Here is a 19155-nt window from a genome sequence, read left to right on the forward strand (position 1 = left end):
TATGTTAAGACGGGTGCAAGTTAACTGGAATGAACAAAAACCACCCTCTTTGGTTCGTTACCATCCGGTAAAATCAAAGGCTTTTCTGTAATTTTGCGCCCCATGTTAGTAGGATTACAAAATGTTACGTTTGAGTTTGGTGCCCGGGTGATCGTATCTGATGCCACCTGGCATATTCAACCGGGAGAGCGGATCGGCCTGATCGGGTACAATGGAACCGGTAAGTCGACCCTCCTGAAAGTGCTTGTTGGTGAATTACTGCCATCCGCCGGGTCAGTGGAGCGGGGCCGCGGTACCACCATCGGTTACCTGCACCAGGACCTCCTGAGTTTTGATACCAACAATTCGATCCTTGAAGTTGCCCTCAGCGCCTTTGAGAAAGTGCAGCAACTGGAGAAGGATATTGAACGGCTCGGAAAGGAATTGGAAGCAACCGGCGATGAGAAAATTCTGCATGAATATTCAGATGCCCTCCATGAACTGGAAGTGCTGGGAGGGTATGATATCCATCACCGTACGGAAGAAGTTCTCCACGGACTTGGATTTCCGCAGGAGCACCTTGACCGTCCCTACCGCGAGTTCAGCGGTGGATGGCGCATGCGTGTTCTGTTGGCAAAAATGATTCTGCAGGCACCTGATCTGTTGTTGCTCGATGAACCGACCAACCACCTCGACCTTCCTTCCATCGAATGGCTTGAAAAATACCTCCTGCATTATAAAGGTTCGGTGGTTATTGTGAGTCACGATAAATTTTTCCTCAACCGCATGGTCACCAAGGTGGTGGAGGTATACCAGAAGCAATTGCATTTCTACCAGGGCAATTATGAGTTCTATGAAACGGAAAAAGCTATGCGTGTTGAACTGCAGCAGCGGGCTTTTGAAAACCAGCAGGAATACATCCGGCAGCAGGAAAGATTTATAGAACGCTTCCGTGCCAAGGCAACCAAGGCCGCCCAGGCGCAGAGTGCCATGAAACGGCTCGATAAGATCGATCGTATAGAAGAAGTGGAAATAGAAAGACCCAATATAAAGATCAATTTCAGGATAGATAAAATTCCCGGGAGGGTTTTAGTGGAGCTAAAACATATCACCAAAAAATATGGTGATAATATTATCGTTGAAAATGCATCTGCAGAAATTGATCGTGGTGATAAGATCGCGCTGATCGGAGCAAACGGAAAAGGCAAATCAACACTGCTTCGGATCATTGCCGGCGTGGAAACCTTTGAAGGAGATCGCAAATGGGGGCATAATGTTGAGGAGAGTTTTTATGCCCAGCACCAGCTTGAATCGCTCGACCTGAACAATACGCTGATTGAGGAGATGAAGACCTGCGGCAGTCAGAAAACCGAGCAGGAGCTTCGCACATTACTGGGATGTTTTCTTTTCAGTGGTGATGATACAGATAAAAAGATCAAAGTACTCAGTGGAGGTGAAAAAGCCAGGGTAGCGTTAGCAAAAACAATCGTTAGCAAAGCTAATTTCCTGATGCTCGATGAACCTACCAACCACCTTGATATCCATTCGGTGGAATTATTGGTGGAGGCTTTAAACCGCTATGAAGGCAGCCTGATCATGGTTAGCCACGACCGTTATTTTATATCCAAGGCTGCCAATAAGATCTGGGAGATCGAAGACCATAAGATCAAGGAATTTAAGGGAAGCTATCATGAGTGGATAGAATGGAAAGAGCGTATGGCAAAACATGCTGCTGCAGCAGCCGTTGCTGCAGTAGTAGCAGACAAGCAGGGGGCAGCTCCGGCCCCGGCCCCAAAAATTGTTGAAGAAACAAAGCCTTCTTCCAATAAACCAAACAACAACCAGCCTATCAATAAAGAGCTGCGCAAAGAACTTCAGCGGCTTCAGAAACAATTCAACCAGTTGGAAGAGCGTATCGCAAAGGCGAAGGAAAAAAAGAATGAACTGGAACTGGCGCTATCCGATCCTGCTACATATTCTGATCGCATCAAATTTACTGCTGCTGAAACAGCTTACAAACAACAGGTAGCCCTTCTGGATAATCTTAACAAGGAATACGAGACCACCTTTGAAAAGATCATGGAAATGGAAACGGAAATGGATTAACTTCATCGGGCATATGACCCGGACATTTTTCTGCCGTTACCTTATCATTTCCATGCTGCTCCTTTCAGCAATGATTGCAGGAGCACAGCAGTTGCCCCGGCCTAAAATTGGCCTGGCGCTCAGTGGCGGTGGCGCCAAGGGCCTCGCCCATATCGGTGTTCTCAAAGCAATTGATTCTGCGGGATTGAATATTGATTATGTTAGCGGCACTTCCATGGGTGCCATCATAGGCAGCTTGTATGCAATCGGTTATGATGCAGATACGATCCTCACTATTGCGCGCAGCATAAACTGGAACAGGCTTCTGAGCAACCGCTCTTCTCTTAATGCCTTTATTATGGAGGAGAAAAATGAATACGGCAGGTATGCCGTTGAATTGCCTATGCAGGATGGGAAATTCAGGCTTCCCTCCGGCGTACTCGAATCAGAAGAGCTGTGGTTGAAATTCAATGAACTCTATTATCCAGCTTATGGGATCCGTAATTTCGATGGACTTCCCCGTCCCTTTAAATGCATAGCTACCGACCTGGCCACTGGGGAAGTCATTGTATTAGACAAAGGTGATCTCATAAGTGCAGTGCGGGCAAGTATGGCCATCCCTTCCGTATTTACAGCAGTGGTAATAGATAATAAAAAGCTGGTGGATGGCGGATTGGTTCGCAATTTCCCTGTTAGTGATGTGAGGAAAATGGGAGCTGATATAGTAGTTGGAAGCGATGTGAGCAGTGAGCTGCTATCTGCCGATAAGCTCACCTCCCCGCTACAAATACTTACACAGATCGCCTTTTTTAAGGAGGCCACTTCCAGCAAACAGGAAATAGCTTTATGTGATTATTTTATTGACCATCCCATTGAAAAATATTCAAGCGGAAGCTTCGGAAGCAGTGATTCACTGATTGCCATCGGACTTGAAACAGGGCTCGCATATTATCCAATCTTTAAAAAACTGGCCGATTCGCTGAATGCAATATATGGTATACCTGAAAAGATCGTGTATCCAAGCGTGCCTGAAAAAATTCGCATACGCCAGATAGTAAGCGATAGTTTAAAATATATCAGTATGCCTTTCCTCAGGAGGATGTTGGGACTCAAAGAGGGCCAGGAATATACCGTTAAAGAATTAGAGGCGTCAATCCGTCAGGCATTCGGAACCCGCTATTTCAACAAACTCTATTATCAGCTTGAACCGGTTAGTGAGGGTGTGGCTGATATACGTCTTATTGCTGAAGAAAATGTTCCAATTACTGCAAAACTTGCGGTCAATTATAGTTCTCTCACAAATATCATGCTCATCGCCAATATTACGGTGCGCGATTTCATCGGTAAACAAAGCAGAAGCATGCTTGCAGCTGGTATTTCGGAAAATCCACGATTGAGACTGGAACATACACAGATCTGGGGAAGCAAAAAATTGCCCCTCGCCTGGATCAGTGAATATTACCTTGAGCGGCAGGAAGTAACTCAATTTGAAGACTATAAAGCCCTCGGTGTTTACCGTCTCTTCAGCCAATATCTCGATACAAGATTGCAGGTAGCATACAAAAGAAGGCAATTGTATGGAGCAGGTATTCATCTCGAAAAAGTATCGGTGAAACCACAAACACAGTCCCGCATTTCAATTGATGGACGTAATACTTACCTGCAAGCCTATCTGCGATATGAATACAATTCGCATGACCGGCTGTTCCTTCCAAGGCGCGGTACTTATTTCCTCTTCGAACCAAGCTTTATTTTTTCGCAGAAGTTGAATGTCTCCTATAACTCATCGGGAGACCCAATTGAGAATCCGGACTCCCTTGGAATTGGTTACGATCCTTTTTTACGGGCGAAAATGCAGGTGCAGAAAGTATTGCCGGTTGGTTCAAAAAATTTCATTACGCTGCAAACTGAGGCCGCTGCCAATTTCAATACAAATCAGTTCGTATTCCATGATTTTATAGTGGGGGGAATGCAGCCTATGATGCGAAACCAGGTTACCATGGCAGGTATCCAGGATGCCTCCCTTTTTGTGAACAGTCTTATAAAGGGATCCATCAACTGGCGTTACCAGTTCAGTGGCAGCGTGTATACCGCATGCAGCTATAGCCTTATGTATCATTCTTTCCTGAAAGACCAGCTTGCTCCTGTAGAAGGAAAGCTATTGAGCGGGTATGCATTAACGCTGGGTTTCGACTCCCCCATAGGCCCACTTGAATTCAGTTTCATTTACAGCGACCAGAGCCGCCGACTGAAAAACTATGTGAATATGGGGTTCCGTTTTTCCAGGGGAATGTTTTAAGAGGATGAATCGGGCCTCGACTTAATAAAATCACTTACAAGATAACTGATAAGCTTACCCGTAGTTTCACTCTTACGGCCATCACTCAATTGTGAGGCACCTTCGCAAATATGCAGGTAAGCTGCTTTGGTATCGGTTGCAGCAAAACTGATATACTGCCTTGCATGAAGTGGTGTTAATCCGGAGGGCGTTGTGGCAGAACTCAGACTCTCTTCTATTGCATCAAGATCAAGTTCAATGCCGCAATAAGAATCTTCCGTAAATCCTGTTGCATGAGCAACTGCCTGGATAAAATTCCTTTTATCAAAAAGAAAGATATCCTCATAAGTGATCATGTCAAGGAATGGATTATTCACAAAATCGAGCCATACATTCTGCTGGATATAATTTTCATGCACACCCACCACACAGTATTTCTGCAGGTAGCCGTCCTCCTCAGCATAACGGAAACCGTTACCGGAATGCCGCCCTTCTGAGGGACGGAAATCTGTATGGGCATCGAGGTTGATTGCATTTATTTGTGCCAGAGGAATAAGCCCCAGTTTGAATAATCCCTTTGCAGCCCCTTTGATGAGCGGATAGGCATTATTATGTCCGCCGCCAATCGCAATGGGTATCATACCAGCTGCGGTGATCGTTTTGGTAAGATTTTCAACTTCCTCATCAATCTGCACTACGGCATGGCGATAAGCTTCGATCTTTTCTTCTTCACTGTGGGCATGATTTTCAATCACAAACTGCAGGTCGCCGAAATCAAAATGACCGAGTAAAAGGACCTCTTCTCCCGTAAAGAAATCATTGCTCTGGCTATTAAGAAATGCAGACAGAAAAGGCAGCCAGGCAGAGTCGGCCCCACCCTTTCCGTAATTGGCTTTCACACCAATATCTTCGGGTATGCCAAACAACACGTAGGTAGCAGGAGAATCCCTGAGTTTTTCTTCAAGCTGGTCATGACCATTAAGAACCTGCACCCGCTCACCCAATTTGGTTTCATACCGGCGGATACGTGTCAGGTAGAGTGTGTCCTGCTTGGAATAGAACTTAAAATGTTGCATAGCAATCAATATTTAAAATAGATCAGAACAATATAAAGAAAAAGCTGCGGACCAAAAAAGAGGATTCGCCATTCAAGAATGTAATCCATTCCCTCTCAGCCATACCCGATCAATTAATTGCTCCCCGAATGAATAAGGAAGATAGTGGAGTGAAGGCATTTCTTTTGTGAGGAGAAGGTTGGCCAGTTTACCAATGGTGATGCTTCCGGTTTCTGTACCAATGCCCATCGCAAAGGCACCGTTAATGGTGGCAGCGTTTATGACTTCTTCGGGTAGCATGCGCAGTTGGATACAACTCATTGCCACTACGAGTTGCATATTATAGGAAGGGGAAGAACCGGGGTTGAAATCAGAAGCTATTGCAATGGCTGCACCGGCATTGATAAGTTGCCTTGCGGGCTGGTAAGGCATCCGCAGAAAAAATGCCGCTGTGGGTAACAGTGTGCCAATGGTTGTTGAAGCGGCCAATGTTTCAATAGCAACAGCATCCATCGACTCCAGATGATCAACAGATACGGCTTCCAGTGCAACCCCGGCCTGCACCCCGCCCGATATATGCAATTGGTTCGCATGTATCTTTGGCAGTAATCCATATTGTTTACCTGCCTCGCAGATGCGAATGGTTTCTTCCGGCGAAAAAAATCCCTGCTCACAAAAAACATCAATATAGTCGGCCAGTTTTTCTTCAGCGATCTTAGGCAGCATCACTTCTACCACCTGCCTGATATATCCTTCACGATCATCTTTAAAATCAGACGGAATGGCATGGGCGCCTAAAAAAGTTGCTTTTATTGAAACGGGCGAGGATTGTTTAAGGCGCTTAATAACACGAAGCATCTTTAACTCTCCCTCTACCGTTAATCCATAGCCGCTCTTGATTTCCATTGCACCGGTTCCAAGCAGGGAGGCCTTCTTTAATCGCACGGCAGCGAGCTGGTACAAGCTGTCTTCATCCATTTCATTCAATTTAGTGGCAGAAGCAAGTATACCTCCGCCCCTGGCAGCAATTTCCGCGTACCCAAGTCCATTGATCTTATCGATGAATTCATTTTCCCTGCTTTCGGCAAATACCAGATGTGTATGGCTATCGCACCAGGCGGGCAACAAATACCTGCCTGAGCAATCTATTATCTCCTCTGCCTCGGGAGGCATTTTTTGTCCATTCCCGAAATCAGATTCCTTTCCATACGCTGCGATAGTATCATCTTCCACTAACAGCCATGCCTGGTTGATAACAGTAAGTGAGGCAAGCTCCTGCCCTCTAAGAACAGCACTGTCTTCCCGAACCCCCACAAGCCCTTTAATATTTCTGAATAGGATGGTCATTGATCAATTTTATAATTTTTCCCAAACCTCATTGGCAAAAGATTCGAGGCCCGGGTCACGTGCTCCCATTAATAATAATACAGTATTGTCAGTAAGATGTGGCCTTATTGCTTCCAGAAGATCCTTGCGGTCTTCAACAAACCATGCCTGCCCACCAAGCATCCTGATTCCTTCAATTAATTCATTAGAGGAAATATCTTTAGTGGCTGTTCCGCCAGCATAGAATATCTCGCTCATCCAGATCTCATCCTGGGGCCGCAATACCGCTGCTATCTCTTTTATGAAATCATCTTTCAGGAATCTTGTGGGTCCATAACCATGGGGCTGAAACCAGGCCACTACCTTAAAGGCAAGGGGTTGGCATGCCTGGATGCTGGCCGCGCATTTGGCTGGATTATGGGCATAATCATCGATCAGCCATACCCCGTGTTTTTGTCCCAATACCTGGTGGCGGCGATAAATACCCTCATAACGTGAAAGGGCATCCGCAGCAACGGCCAGGTCTACCCCTACCAGGTTGGCGATAGTACTTGCCGCTACCGCATTTTCCATATTATGCCTTCCTACCAGTTTCATTTCAAAGGGAACATGATTAAGGCTAAAGTTGATCTGCAATCCTTGCTGGTGAAAATCACGGGCCACATAGCCTGCAAGACAATCCGCATGGTGGCAGAAATCATTGGAGAGTTCCTGCGATAACTTCGCAGCAAGCGGATGGCTTTGATTAACCACAAACCGATTGCTGTTATTCCGGAATGTGGTGAATACCTCCATCAGGGTTTCGATCTCTTTATGGTCTTTGTCAACATTCAACAGTAAACCGATCTCCGGAAAATACTGGACAATGGATCCATCGCTTTCATCGGCTTCAATTACCAGCCAGTCGCCCTTGCCTACTTTTGCATTACCGATCTTTCCCTCCCTGATAATACTAACCAGACCGGCACCGCTGATAATGCTGGGATCCATCCCTGCAAATTCAAGGATATCAAAAAGCATGGCACTGGTGGTCGACTTCCCTGATGTTCCTCCAACAGCAATTGTTTTTTTGCTTTTAGCGATCATACTCAGCAGTTCGCTTCTCTTAATGATAGGAATATTGAGTGAGCGGGTCTTTATCACTTCGGGAACTGTCTCCTCTACAGCAGCGGATACAATCACGAGTTGAGTGTCGGCTGTAATTCCGCTTCCATCCTGCTGGTAACAGGTTATTCCAGCTGCTTCCAGCTTATGCCTTGTATCATTGAATACGCCCGGTTGAAAATAGCGGTCGCTTCCACTTACATCCTTTCCTATTCCCTTTAGATACTGGGCCAACGCACTCATGCCTGTTCCTGCAATGCCAGTGAAAAAGACGCGCTGAAAATCATTTACAGTGTTGATCATAATTCTTGTCTTAACGCAAAAGTAATTTACGCGTATAATCTACCCAGTCTTTTTACCTGGTTAATCTGTCATTTAAATCCAATCCCGATTTTCTGCTCCAGTCTTTGGCTACATCATAACCTGCATCAGCATGACGGATAACACCCATGCCCGGGTCATTGCGCAGCACCCTTGCAAGCCTTGCTGCGGCTGCATCAGTCCCATCTGCAACAATCACCATACCGGCATGTATACTGTAACCCATTCCTACACCTCCTCCATGATGCAGGCTTACCCAGGATGCTCCTCCCGCGGTATTGACCAGCGCGTTGAGAATGGGCCAATCGGCAACAGCATCGGAGCCGTCGAGCATGGCTTCTGTTTCGCGGTTTGGACTCGCAACTGATCCTGTATCGAGGTGATCACGACCAATTACAATAGGTGCGGAAACCTTTCCGCTGCGCACCAATTCATTGAATGCTAGTCCCGCTTTCTCCCGTTCTCCCTGTCCCAGCCAGCAAATCCTTGCCGGTAGTCCCTGGAAGGCGATCTTTTCCTTCGCGAGTTTAAGCCATCGCTGCAGGCTCTGGTTTTCAGGAAACATATTTGCGATCAATTCATCCGTCACGGCTATATCAGCCGGATCACCGCTAAGTGCAGCCCAGCGGAAGGGCCCTTTCCCCTCACAAAATAATGGCCTTATATAGGCAGGAACAAATCCCGGAAAATCAAATGCATTCTCAAGTCCCTTTTCCTTTGCCCTTGCCCTGATATTATTACCATAGTCGAATGTGATAGCACCTCTTTCCTGTAGTGCGAGCATGCACTCCACATGCAGTTTCATGCTCTCATAACTGCGTTCTATATACGCAGCAGGATCCTGCTCACGTAAGATGTTTGCCTCTGCCACACTCAATGTATGGGGAACATATCCAATGAGCGGGTCATGCGCCGAGGTCTGGTCAGTAAGTGTATCGGGAATCACATTTCTTTCTATCAGCCGCTCGAGCAAATGGACGGCATTACAAAGCACACCAATACTTATCACTTCCTTATTGGCTTTTGCCTCCAGGGCCCTGTCAATGGCCTTGTCTATATCAGTTAGTTTAAGGTCAAGGTAACGCGTTTCGAGGCGCTTATCAATCCGCCATTCCTCCACTTCTGCTATCAGGGCAACGCCTTCGTTCATGGTTATGGCAAGCGGCTGTGCGCCACCCATCCCTCCAAGTCCGGCGGTTATATGCAGCGTCCCTTTCAGGCTTCCATTAAAATGTTTGTTGGCGGCTGCAGCATATGTTTCATAAGTTCCCTGAACAATCCCCTGCGATCCGATATAGATCCATGAACCTGCTGTCATCTGGCCATACATCATCAGGCCCTTTTTTTCGAGCTCGTCAAAATGTTTCCAGTTTGCCCAATTTGGTACCAGTTGCGAATTCGAAATAAGCACTCTTGGTGCATCTTCATGTGTTTGCAGGATGCCTACCGGTTTACCACTCTGGATCAGCAGGCTCTCATTATTATTCAGATCGCGCAGCGCTTTTATTATAAGATCAAGCGATTGAAAATTTCGCGCCGCCTTTCCCCTGCCTCCGTACACGATCAGGTCATCAGGCCTTTCTGCAACTTCGGGATCGAGGTTATTGAGTAACATACGAAGAGCAGCCTCCTGGATCCAGCCCTTACAACTAATGGTGGAGCCGGTGGGAGTTGCATATTTGACGGGGTCGTAGCGTGATATAGACATTGTCTTTACATTTTTTAATTAAAGGATGGTGCAGGTTAGCAGATGTAACCCTGGTAATTTTCATTCAGATCAATACCAGCGTTATTCGCAAAAGTATTCACCTGGTTTACAAAAGAGAAATCACGGATGATGGCCGTTATCTTTTCAATGTCTTTGGAGAAGATTCGGTCTTCGCTGGCAAACTCCACATACTCACGTACATGGTCATGTGCAAATTCAAGAATAGGAGAACTCTTCAGTGGCCTGCGGAACTCAATAGCCTGGCAGGCACTCATGAGTTCAATGGCAAGGATGAACTCCAGGTTATCGAGCACACGATTTAGTTTGCGGCCGCTGATACTACCCATACTCACATGATCTTCCTGTCCCAGTGATGTTGGGATACTATCGGCGCTTGCCGGAAAGCATAGTGTTTTATTCTCTGTAACCAACGCTGCCGTTGTATATTGCGGAATCATAAATCCGCTGTTCAGTCCAACATTATTCATCAGCAACATCGGCAATCCCCATTTCCCTTCCAACAACAAATAACATCGGCGGTCTGAAATATTTCCTAACTCGGCTGCGGCAAAACAATTATAATCGAGTGGCAATGCCAGGGGCTGCCCATGGAAATTTCCACCACTGATGGTGTGATCGGCATCCAGTACAATCGGGTTATCGGTTACTGAATTCAATTCCGTTTCTGTCAACTGCTTCAGGTGATACCAGGCATTGCGTGAAGCACCATGAACCTGCGGCATGCACCTTAGTGAATATGGATCCTGCACCCTGCCGCAATCAACATGACTTTGCATGATGGCTGAATCACTGAGTATTTTGCGGAGCCTTTGTGCTACGAGAAGATTGCCTTCAAAGGGCCGGAGTTGGTGGAGGGCATCTTCAAAAGGAGCTTTGGTTCCGGTTAGTGCTTCCAGGCTCATTGCGCCAATGATATCGGCTGCATCGAGACAGTTCTGGAATCGTTGTACCGCTTTAACTGCATGAGCCAGGATAAACTGTGTGCCATTGATGAGCGCCAATCCCTCCTTAGGCCCAAGTTGAACCGGCTGCATATCATAAGAAGCAAGCACTTCGGCGGCTGGTTTTCTAATCCCATTCTCATACACTTCCCCCAGCCCTATCAAAGGCAGACAAAGATGTGATAAAGGAGCAAGGTCGCCGCTGGCTCCTACACTACCCTTCTCTGGTACAATGGGAATTATATCATTATCAATATGCCAGCAGAGCCTTTCAAGGGTGGAGAGCTGTACACCGCTGAAGCCCTGTGCCAGCGCATGTACCTTGGTGATAAGCATCAGTTTGGCAATTTCGGGGGCAATCGGATCACCAACACCAACACTATGACTCTGCAATATTTTATACTGGAGTGTTTTGGTGTCTTCTTCAGAGATAGGTGTATTGGCGAGTATGCCGAAACCGGTGTTAACGCCATAAACGGTGCGTCCCTCCGCAACAATGCTGGCAACGGCAGAAGCACTCCTGGAAATTTTTTCTATCGCCTGCTCTCCAAGTATGCCTTTCACCTGGCCATTGGCAATTGCTATAGCTGTGCGGATGCTGAGTGTATCGATTCCGTATTGAAAACTATTAATCATCAGAGCTTTTTTTCTATTCTGTCAAAAAGGGGTGATTCCTGCAGTGCCTTCTCCATTTCATGGATGGCCTGCATTAATTGCCTGCTGTGTGCATTCTCCAGGAGCAGATCATTCATGGCGTGCTGCAATGCTTCCCAAACCGGCTTCACCTGCTGGAGGAGTTTCTGACCCTTTGGTGTAAAGGTCACCAGCTTCTTTCGACTGTCTTCTTTATCAGGCACTGAGCGGATCAATCCTTTTTCCTGTAGTTTACTGATTAACTGGCTGGCGGCGGAATGGGATGTTTCGAGCTCAAGACTGATATCTCGGATAGAAACAGATTCTTTATTGGAAAGCATATAAAAAACCGGAAACCATGCTGCATCGAAACGTATTCCCTTATGCCGGTATATCCGGTTGATATCAGCGAGGAATGTCTCACTAAGGCGACGAAGGCGGCTGCCGAAAACCAGCACACCGGTTTGTTGGTAGAATGACAAGCGAAGGTTTTAAATTATATAAGTGCTTATACGAATGTAGGGGGAAAGATAATATCCGCCGCAAAACTTTTCCATTTTTTTGCCCTGAAAGGCTATTGCCTTATATTTGCGCCCCGAGGTCTGGTAGCTCAGCTGGATAGAGCAACTGCCTTCTAAGCAGTAGGTCATTGGTTCGAATCCAATCCAGATCACTTTTTTATACCCGCACAATGTGCGGGTATTTTATTTACCTGGCGTTAATCTCCAGGTTTTTCCATCTGTCTCAACTGCCATAGAAATGTTAACTTATTGAGTATTTGGACATTAAAATCAATGCTTCTTTGATTTTTACCTCAAATAGTTCAGTGTTCCGGGTTTCCATGCTGGCGCATAAATGTTGCTAATACACTAATTTCGTGGCTCTTGCCATATCGATCCTCTACCTGATTTTTTTAATGACTAAGCAAATGAATATTTTCCGTAATTGGTTATGGTCCCTCGTATCTATTGTATTTATCGCCTCCTGTTCAGATGATAAGAAACCGGCTGCTGCAGGTGCTACTGCCCCTGCAAAAGATTATTCCGTGTTGGAAATAACACCCAGGAGTTTTGTGGTGAATGCGGATTATCCTGCCATAATTGAGGGACAGCAAAATGTTGAGATCAGGCCAAAAATTGATGGATATATTGAGAGGATATTTGTGGATGAGGGGTCATCAGTTAAAAGAGGCCAGCGACTCTTCCAAATCAGTGCTCCACAATATGAACAGGAAGTACGAACAGCACAGGCCAATATCAGCATAGCCCAGGCCGATGTTAATGCTGCTGAAATGGAGGTTAACAAAGTAAGGCCCCTGGTAGAGAAAGGTATTGTGAGCAAGTATGTTCTTGAGTCCGCCAACTTCGCACTGCAATCAAAGCAGGCAGCACTTTCGCAGGCAAGGGCAACCCTCTCAAACGCCCGCACAAACCTTGGTTATACTATTGTTACCAGTCCCGCAAACGGAGTGATAGGAACCATCCCCTATAAAATAGGAAGTCTGGTAAACAGCAATACGGTTCAGCCGTTAACCACTGTTTCAAACATCAATAATATATATGCATATTTTTCTTTGAATGAGAAGCAGGCACTAGATCTTTCTTTAAATATCAGGGGCGCTCATATCCCTCCTGTAACACTGATCCTGGCTAATAGTGTTGAGTTTCCGCATAAGGGTAAGGTTGAAACTGCCAGCGGTTTGATCAATACGGAAACGGGATCAATACGGATGCGGGCCACATTCGCCAATCCGGATAATGTTGTAAGAAGTGGAAGCAGTGGAACGATAAGGATTCCTGCAACACTCCACTCAGCCTTATTGGTACCACAACGCTCCACTTTTGAGATACAGGGTAAGAAATTTGTGTTTCTGCTGGATACCGCCAATACCGTTAAGAGCACCGCAATAAAGATCAGGGAAAATAGTGGCGGGCAGTTCTTTGTAGTGGAAGGAGGACTTAAGCCGGGTGAGAAAATAGTATTGGAAGGTGTTGCCAGTTTGCGGGAAAGTGAAAAGATCATTCCCAGGGTTGCCAACACAGATAGTATTTACCGTGCCCACTAATTTCTCCTTTCACCAAAGTAACGAAGATGTTTAAACGCTTTATAGATCAGCCCGTATTATCTACGGTTATTTCTGTGATCATTGTAATTCTGGGTTTATTGGGATTGCGATCGCTTCCCATTTCCCAGTATCCCGAGATCGCTCCCCCAACAGTTGTTGTATCCGCATCGTACCAGGGAGCCAATGCCGATGTTGTTCTTAACAGCGTGGTTATTCCTTTGGAGGAGCAGATCAATGGTGTGGAGAATATGACATACATGACTTCCTCTGCCGGCAATGATGGCTCTGCCAGGATCACTATCAATTTCAAGATCGGCACCAATCCCGACCTGGCATCTGTGAACGTGCAGAACAGGGTTGCCCGCGCCACCCCTCTCCTTCCCCAGGAAGTGACCCGCTCTGGAGTTACCACCGCTAAAAGCCAGAGCAGTAATCTGGTGATCTTCTCTTTATACAGTGAGAACCCGGCCTACGACCAGACCTTCCTGCAGAACTATGCAGAAATAAATTTGATCCCCCTCATTAAAAGGGTGACGGGTGTTGGCGAAGCCACTGCTTTTGGACGGATGGATTATTCCATGCGGATCTGGCTGCGTCCTGATGTGATGGCATCTTATGGCCTAATACCTTCTGATATAAGTGCCGCCCTCGCCGAACAAAATATAGAAGCAGCACCCGGTCAATTTGGAGAGCAGGGCGGGCAGTCGTTCCAGTATGTAATTAAATACAAAGGCAGGCTTAAGAATGAAGAAGAATTTGGAAATATCATCATTCGTTCTGTTGGAACCGGTCAATTACTTCGACTAAAAGATATAGCCCGCATCGAATTAGGCGCCCAGAGTTATGCCAGCACCACAACAACCAACAGCTTTCCTTCTGTGGGCGTAGCAATCAGTCAGACAGCAGGTTCCAATGCGAAAGAAGTGATTGAGGGAAGCCTTAACGTATTGAAGGAGGCAGAGAAATCATTTCCTGATGGAATCAAATATGTAAACCTGGTAAACGCCAATGATTTTCTTGACGCATCAATTGGAAAAGTTATCACCACATTAATTGAAGCGTTCATACTTGTATTCATTGTGGTGTTTATTTTTTTGCAGGATTTTCGCAGCACACTAATACCTGCCATTGCAGTACCGGTGGCCATTGTGGGAACTTTTTTCTTCCTGGGATTATTTGGTTTCACCATAAACCTGCTCACTTTATTTGCACTTGTACTGGCCATTGGTATTGTGGTGGATGATGCCATTGTGGTGGTTGAAGCAGTACATGCCAAACTGGATCACGGATACACATCCTCCAAACACGCAACCAGGGATGCCATGGATGAAATTTCCGGCGCAATCATTTCCATTACACTCGTAATGGCTGCTGTATTCATCCCGGTAAGTTTTATTACCGGATCAGCAGGCGTATTTTATAAGCAGTTTGGACTAACACTTGCCATCGCCATCATTCTCTCTGCAGTAAATGCGCTTACGCTGAGTCCGGCCCTTTGCGCATTATTACTGAAACCACATCCGGAAGAAGAGCATAAGAAAAAAACTTTCCTGCAAAGATTCTATACTGCATTCAATGCCTCGTTTGAAGCAACTACAAAAAAATACAAACGATCTGTATTTTTCCTGGTGAAAAGAAAGTGGGTAGCATGGGCGGGCATACTCTTATTTACAGGACTCCTTTATTTCCTGATGAAAACTACGCCCACAGCATTCGTTCCCAATGAAGATATGGGTGCGGTGATGTCTGATATTTCACTGCCGCCTTCTGCCTCAATAGAAAGGACCGCTGAAATAACAGATGAGATTGAAAAGATGGCTAAAACGATCCCAGAAGTAGAAACGATTTTAAAGATCAATGGCAGGGGAATGATCAGTGGGGCCGGAAGTAACTATGGAATGGTGATCATGCGATTGAAGAACTGGGAGGATAGAAAAGAAAAGGGCCAGGATGTTCAGGCAGTTATTGGTAAGATGTTTGCGAAAACGGCCGGCATCCGCGATGCGCGTGTTATCTTCTTTGCACCGCCTACCATCCAGGGTTTTGGAATGTCGGGCGGGTTCTCTTTTGAGCTGCAGGACAAGAGTGGAAAAGATATCGCCATCTTCTCCAAAGTTGGAAATGACTTTATTGCGGCGCTGAATAAAAGGCCCGAGATCCAGTATGCGACCACTTCTTTCAACCCCAATTTCCCGCAATATGAAATTGATGTGAATGTGGCTAAGGCCAAGGAAGCGGGACTATCCGTAAATGATATCCTCTCCACCATACAGGGATATTATGGTGGTGTGTATGCATCAAACTTCAACCAGTTTGGAAAACAATTCAGGGTAATGTACCAGGCAGAGGCGGAGTTCCGTGATAACCCCGAAAGCCTGAATAATATATTTGTAAGAAATGCCAATGGGGCGATGGCACCCATCATGGGATTCATCAATCTGAAAAGGGTGTATGGTCCTCAATCTATTTCAAGGTTTAATCTTTTTACATCCATAAGTATTTCAGGTGCACCAAATCCGGGTTATAGTTCAGGTGATGCCATCCGCGCTATTGAGGAAGTGGCAGCGGAGATGCTTCCCATAGGTTATGGATTTGAATATTCAGGTATGACCCGTGAGGAGCTTTCTGCAGGTGGACAAACTATATTTATATTCCTGCTGGTGATCGTTTTTGTTTATCTCCTGCTGGCTGCGCAATATGAAAGTTATATACTTCCTTTTGCGGTTCTTATCTCTTTACCAATTGGACTGGCGGGGGCTTTTCTATTTGCAAAGATCTTTGGAATAACCAATAATATCTACCTGCAGATCACGCTAATAATGCTGATTGGACTGCTGGCAAAGAATGCGATCCTGATCGTGGAGTTTGCCCTTGAAAGAAGAAGACAGGGAATGCCATTGGTGGAAGCCGCACTCAAGGGCGCGGAAGCACGATTAAGGCCAATTCTAATGACATCATTTGCCTTCATATTCGGACTTGTTCCACTGATGGTTGCAACGGGTGCAGGGGCAACAGGAAACCGCTCCATCGGAACCGGTGCAGTTGGCGGAATGTTAATCGGAACCATCTTCGGTGTGTTTGTGATACCGGTACTATTTGTCATATTCCAGCATATCCAGGAAAGTATTTCAGGCAAACCGAAACAGGTGGATATGGGCGAGAATAATTATGAACTCTAAGATTACAATGTTCAATTGATATGAATAAAAAGATCTCACAATATATTTTTCTGATTGTCACCGGCAGTTTACTTTTTGTTTCCTGTAAGGTAACTGAACCGTATACTGCTCAAGAGTCACTGCCTTTTGATCAATACAGAGATCAGCAGCAGACTGATTCTTCCAATATTGCAAGCATCAGCAGAAATGAATTTTTCACCGACCCCATTCTGCAGGCATATATTGACTCCGGCATTTCGAATAATCTCGACCTGCAGATGGCCATGATGAGAATTCAGCAATCACAGAGTTATTACAGCCAGAGCAAGGCAGCGTTCCTTCCATCTCTCAATGCCAATGCCAGCTTTACAGAATCGAAATTATCAGAAGCGCAGGGTTTCGGAATACGTACCAGTGCAACGCAATTTGTATTAGGAGTAACCTCAGATTGGGAAGCAGATATCTGGGGTAAGCTGAGGAGCAGTCGGAAGGCCAGCCTGGCATCCCTCCTGCAAACAGAAATGGCTTCAAAGGCAATACAAACAAGGCTTGTGGCAGATATTGCCAATTATTATTACCTGTTGCTGGCATTAGATGAGCAGCTTGCCATTACCCGTCAAACCGTTATCAACTGGGATACAACGGTTCAAACCATGCGTGCGCTTAAGGAGGCTGCCAGTGTTACGGAAGCGGCCGTTGTTCAGAGTGAAGCACAGCGTTATGCAGCCGAGGTCACTATTCCCGACCTCAAACAAAGTATCAGAGAAACAGAAAATGCTTTGAGTATTTTATTGGGAAGAGCACCAGGGGCAATTGAAAGAAGCAGTTTGCAATCGCAACAGATGGTGGCAGCTTTACAAACAGGTGTGCCGGCCCAGTTATTGGTGAACAGGCCTGATGTTCAGCAGGCAGAGTTGAACTTCCGTTACTATTTTGAAATGACCAATGTGGCGCGCAGTTTTTTTTATCCCAGCTTAACTATAAATGCTTCGGCCGGATTATCGTCTTTAGCGCTTGCAGATTTTCTTGATCCCGCATCCTTTGCTGCAAGCATCGGTGCAGGAATTCTGCAGCCCATTTTTAACCGCCGCCTAAACCGAACCAGGCTTGAAGTGGCGCGCTCCCAGCAACAGGAGGCCTTGCTTGGTTTCAGGAATACGTTGCTGAATGCAGGCCGTGAAGTTTCTGATGCAATATCTCTTTATGAAAATGCCGGGGAGAAGATTTCTATAAGGACTTTACAGATGGATGCATTACAGAAATCTGTGGACTTCTCCGAAGAGTTGCTACAGAATGGATTTGCCAATTATATAGAGATCATCAATGCAAGACAAAGCCTTTTGTTGGCAGAGTTGGGCAAGGTAAATGACCGGCTCCAGCAATTGCAGAGCGGCGTAAATCTTTACCGCTCCCTGGGAGGCGGATGGAAGAACTAAAACTTATTCACTAAACTCGGTTGCATAAGCATTGATCTCATCAGCACTATGCTTCCTTCCCGAGCCTATGAAAACACGGTAACGGAAATGAGCCGCTTGTCCGGGTTCCAGCTTCATATCCAGTTTCTCTGCTCCCTTGCTGAACACTTCCGGACCAAGCGGATTAACGGAAAAAAGTCCGTAGCCGCGTGCATGCCAGTAAGAGGGATAATATATATTGGAAGGGTGATCAAATATGGCCACAGTAACATCTTTACCATCTTTCTTTCCCTGCATCATCACCCAACGGGCACGGGTACCCCAAACAGAATCACCCTGTAGCCCTTCACTGCTGGTATACATGCCTGTTAGTCCACCCGCCGGAAGCACCGGCTCTTTACTGATCTTTCCATCCTTGCCTATGTAATCACTTTTTTCTGTTGAAGGCATTTCCAGCTCACGCGCTAAACGGATTGCAAAAAATCCATCTTTAACATCTCGGAAATAGACTTTTTCCTTTTGCGCGGTTAACATGGTGGAACGTTCAATCAGGAGGTCATTATTCTCAATCCTGAACTGGTAACTGGTTTTTTCATCGAGCAGTTGGCGTCCATCCGGACTCATCCATTTAGCACTGATCACGAGGCTCGCATCCGTGAGTCCACCCGTTTTATCGATAATATTCTCATGGAGGATTGTTCCATATTTATCCCTTTTTGAAGGCTCTATAGCCGTTGAATTATTCCAGAAATCATATCCGTTCACTGATTCATAATTCATCCACATGCCAACCTGGTGCGGGTGATCGGTACGGTCGCCGGGCCTTGGTTCGAGCGGAAAACCACGCGTAATAGTGATGCCATCCAGGGTATTCAGCGGGTAAAGAAATGGCTTTCGCACAGAATCATCATATCGATACGAAGTGATCAATACATCCTTGTAAAAAAGGTCTACCCGTTTATCAACCGGACGGTCAATAAACTCGAACCCCTTTTCCTTCTCCTGTGCATATAATGAAACGCTCGAAAACAACAGGAGGCTAACCAGTATCTTTCTCATACATTTT

12 protein-coding genes and 1 tRNA gene are annotated in these 19155 nt (G+C 45.9%); 6 read left to right on the forward strand and 7 right to left on the reverse strand.

The window, feature by feature from the left end; genetic code table 11:
- Positions 1–102 precede the first annotated feature (102 nt).
- Together HY58_RS06620 and HY58_RS06625 are read left to right on the forward strand one after the other, a co-directional pair.
- Positions 103–2085, forward strand: coding sequence for an ABC-F family ATP-binding cassette domain-containing protein (locus HY58_RS06620; RefSeq protein ID WP_039129507.1), 1983 nt, complete (start codon positions 103–105; stop codon positions 2083–2085).
- A 13-nt stretch (positions 2086–2098) separates the two neighbouring features.
- Positions 2099–4363, forward strand: a complete 2265-nt coding sequence (locus tag HY58_RS06625) for a patatin-like phospholipase family protein (RefSeq protein WP_082022064.1) — start codon at positions 2099–2101, stop codon at positions 4361–4363.
- On the opposite strand, the gene HY58_RS06630 is transcribed toward HY58_RS06625, so the two are convergent.
- From HY58_RS06630 to HY58_RS06655, 6 genes are all read right to left on the reverse strand, one after another.
- Positions 4360–5418: a formimidoylglutamase gene (locus HY58_RS06630; protein ID WP_039129830.1), complete on the reverse strand. Its 1059-nt coding sequence runs from the start codon at positions 5416–5418 to the stop codon at positions 4360–4362. The genes HY58_RS06625 and HY58_RS06630 overlap by 4 nt on opposite strands.
- Before the next feature lie 72 nt (positions 5419–5490).
- Positions 5491–6744 (reverse strand): imidazolonepropionase, encoded by a 1254-nt coding sequence (gene hutI, locus HY58_RS06635; RefSeq protein ID WP_039129513.1) that lies wholly within the window; start codon positions 6742–6744, stop codon positions 5491–5493.
- Between the two features lie 9 nt (positions 6745–6753).
- Positions 6754–8130, reverse strand: coding sequence for a UDP-N-acetylmuramate--L-alanine ligase (gene murC, locus HY58_RS06640; protein ID WP_172644611.1), 1377 nt, complete (start codon positions 8128–8130; stop codon positions 6754–6756).
- A gap of 52 nt (positions 8131–8182) precedes the next feature.
- Positions 8183–9856 carry a urocanate hydratase gene (gene hutU / locus HY58_RS06645; RefSeq protein WP_052323891.1) on the reverse strand — a complete coding sequence of 558 codons (1674 nt, stop codon included), beginning with the start codon at positions 9854–9856 and terminating at the stop codon, positions 8183–8185.
- Between the two features lie 35 nt (positions 9857–9891).
- Positions 9892–11454, reverse strand: a complete 1563-nt coding sequence (gene hutH, locus HY58_RS06650; protein ID WP_039129517.1) for a histidine ammonia-lyase — start codon at positions 11452–11454, stop codon at positions 9892–9894.
- A complete protein-coding gene (locus tag HY58_RS06655; protein ID WP_039129518.1) occupies positions 11454–11933 on the reverse strand; it encodes a MarR family winged helix-turn-helix transcriptional regulator in 480 nt (159 codons plus the stop codon). Before HY58_RS06655 ends, hutH begins: the two co-directional genes overlap by 1 nt.
- A gap of 117 nt (positions 11934–12050) precedes the next feature.
- On the opposite strand from HY58_RS06655, the gene HY58_RS06660 reads away from it, so the two are divergent.
- The 4 genes from HY58_RS06660 (at position 12051) to HY58_RS06675 (ending at position 18110) form a co-directional block, all read left to right on the forward strand.
- Positions 12051–12124 (forward strand) — tRNA-Arg (locus HY58_RS06660).
- A 243-nt stretch (positions 12125–12367) separates the two neighbouring features.
- Positions 12368–13516: an efflux RND transporter periplasmic adaptor subunit gene (locus tag HY58_RS06665; protein WP_039129520.1), complete on the forward strand. Its 1149-nt coding sequence runs from the start codon at positions 12368–12370 to the stop codon at positions 13514–13516.
- 26 nt (positions 13517–13542) lie between these two features.
- Entirely contained in the window at positions 13543–16695 is a 3153-nt protein-coding gene (locus tag HY58_RS06670; protein ID WP_039129522.1) for an efflux RND transporter permease subunit, read from the forward strand.
- 20 nt (positions 16696–16715) lie between these two features.
- Positions 16716–18110 carry an efflux transporter outer membrane subunit gene (locus HY58_RS06675; RefSeq protein ID WP_039129524.1) on the forward strand — a complete coding sequence of 465 codons (1395 nt, stop codon included), beginning with the start codon at positions 16716–16718 and terminating at the stop codon, positions 18108–18110.
- A gap of 3 nt (positions 18111–18113) precedes the next feature.
- Here HY58_RS06675 and HY58_RS06680 read toward each other — a convergent pair whose 3' ends face one another.
- Positions 18114–19148 carry a PmoA family protein gene (locus tag HY58_RS06680; protein ID WP_039129525.1) on the reverse strand — a complete coding sequence of 345 codons (1035 nt, stop codon included), beginning with the start codon at positions 19146–19148 and terminating at the stop codon, positions 18114–18116.
- Positions 19149–19155 lie beyond the last annotated feature (7 nt).

Origin of the sequence: Flavihumibacter sp. ZG627 (assembly GCF_000814325.1) — a bacterium.
Classification (GTDB): Bacteria; Bacteroidota; Bacteroidia; order Chitinophagales; family Chitinophagaceae; genus Flavihumibacter.

Bases quoted from the DNA above. Each gene is read 5' to 3' on its own strand.
- HY58_RS06620 (WP_039129507.1), top strand. From the start codon at position 103: ATGTTAGTAGGATTACAAAATGTTACGTTTGAGTTTGGTGCCCGGGTG.
- HY58_RS06625 (WP_082022064.1), top strand. From the start codon at position 2,099: ATGACCCGGACATTTTTCTGCCGTTACCTTATCATTTCCATGCTGCTC.
- HY58_RS06630 (WP_039129830.1), bottom strand. From the start codon at position 5,418: ATGCAACATTTTAAGTTCTATTCCAAGCAGGACACACTCTACCTGACA.
- hutI (WP_039129513.1), bottom strand. From the start codon at position 6,744: ATGACCATCCTATTCAGAAATATTAAAGGGCTTGTGGGGGTTCGGGAA.
- murC (WP_172644611.1), bottom strand. From the start codon at position 8,130: ATGATCAACACTGTAAATGATTTTCAGCGCGTCTTTTTCACTGGCATT.
- hutU (WP_052323891.1), bottom strand. From the start codon at position 9,856: ATGTCTATATCACGCTACGACCCCGTCAAATATGCAACTCCCACCGGC.
- hutH (WP_039129517.1), bottom strand. From the start codon at position 11,454: ATGATTAATAGTTTTCAATACGGAATCGATACACTCAGCATCCGCACA.
- HY58_RS06665 (WP_039129520.1), top strand. From the start codon at position 12,368: ATGACTAAGCAAATGAATATTTTCCGTAATTGGTTATGGTCCCTCGTA.
- HY58_RS06670 (WP_039129522.1), top strand. From the start codon at position 13,543: ATGTTTAAACGCTTTATAGATCAGCCCGTATTATCTACGGTTATTTCT.
- HY58_RS06675 (WP_039129524.1), top strand. From the start codon at position 16,716: ATGAATAAAAAGATCTCACAATATATTTTTCTGATTGTCACCGGCAGT.
- HY58_RS06680 (WP_039129525.1), bottom strand. From the start codon at position 19,148: ATGAGAAAGATACTGGTTAGCCTCCTGTTGTTTTCGAGCGTTTCATTA.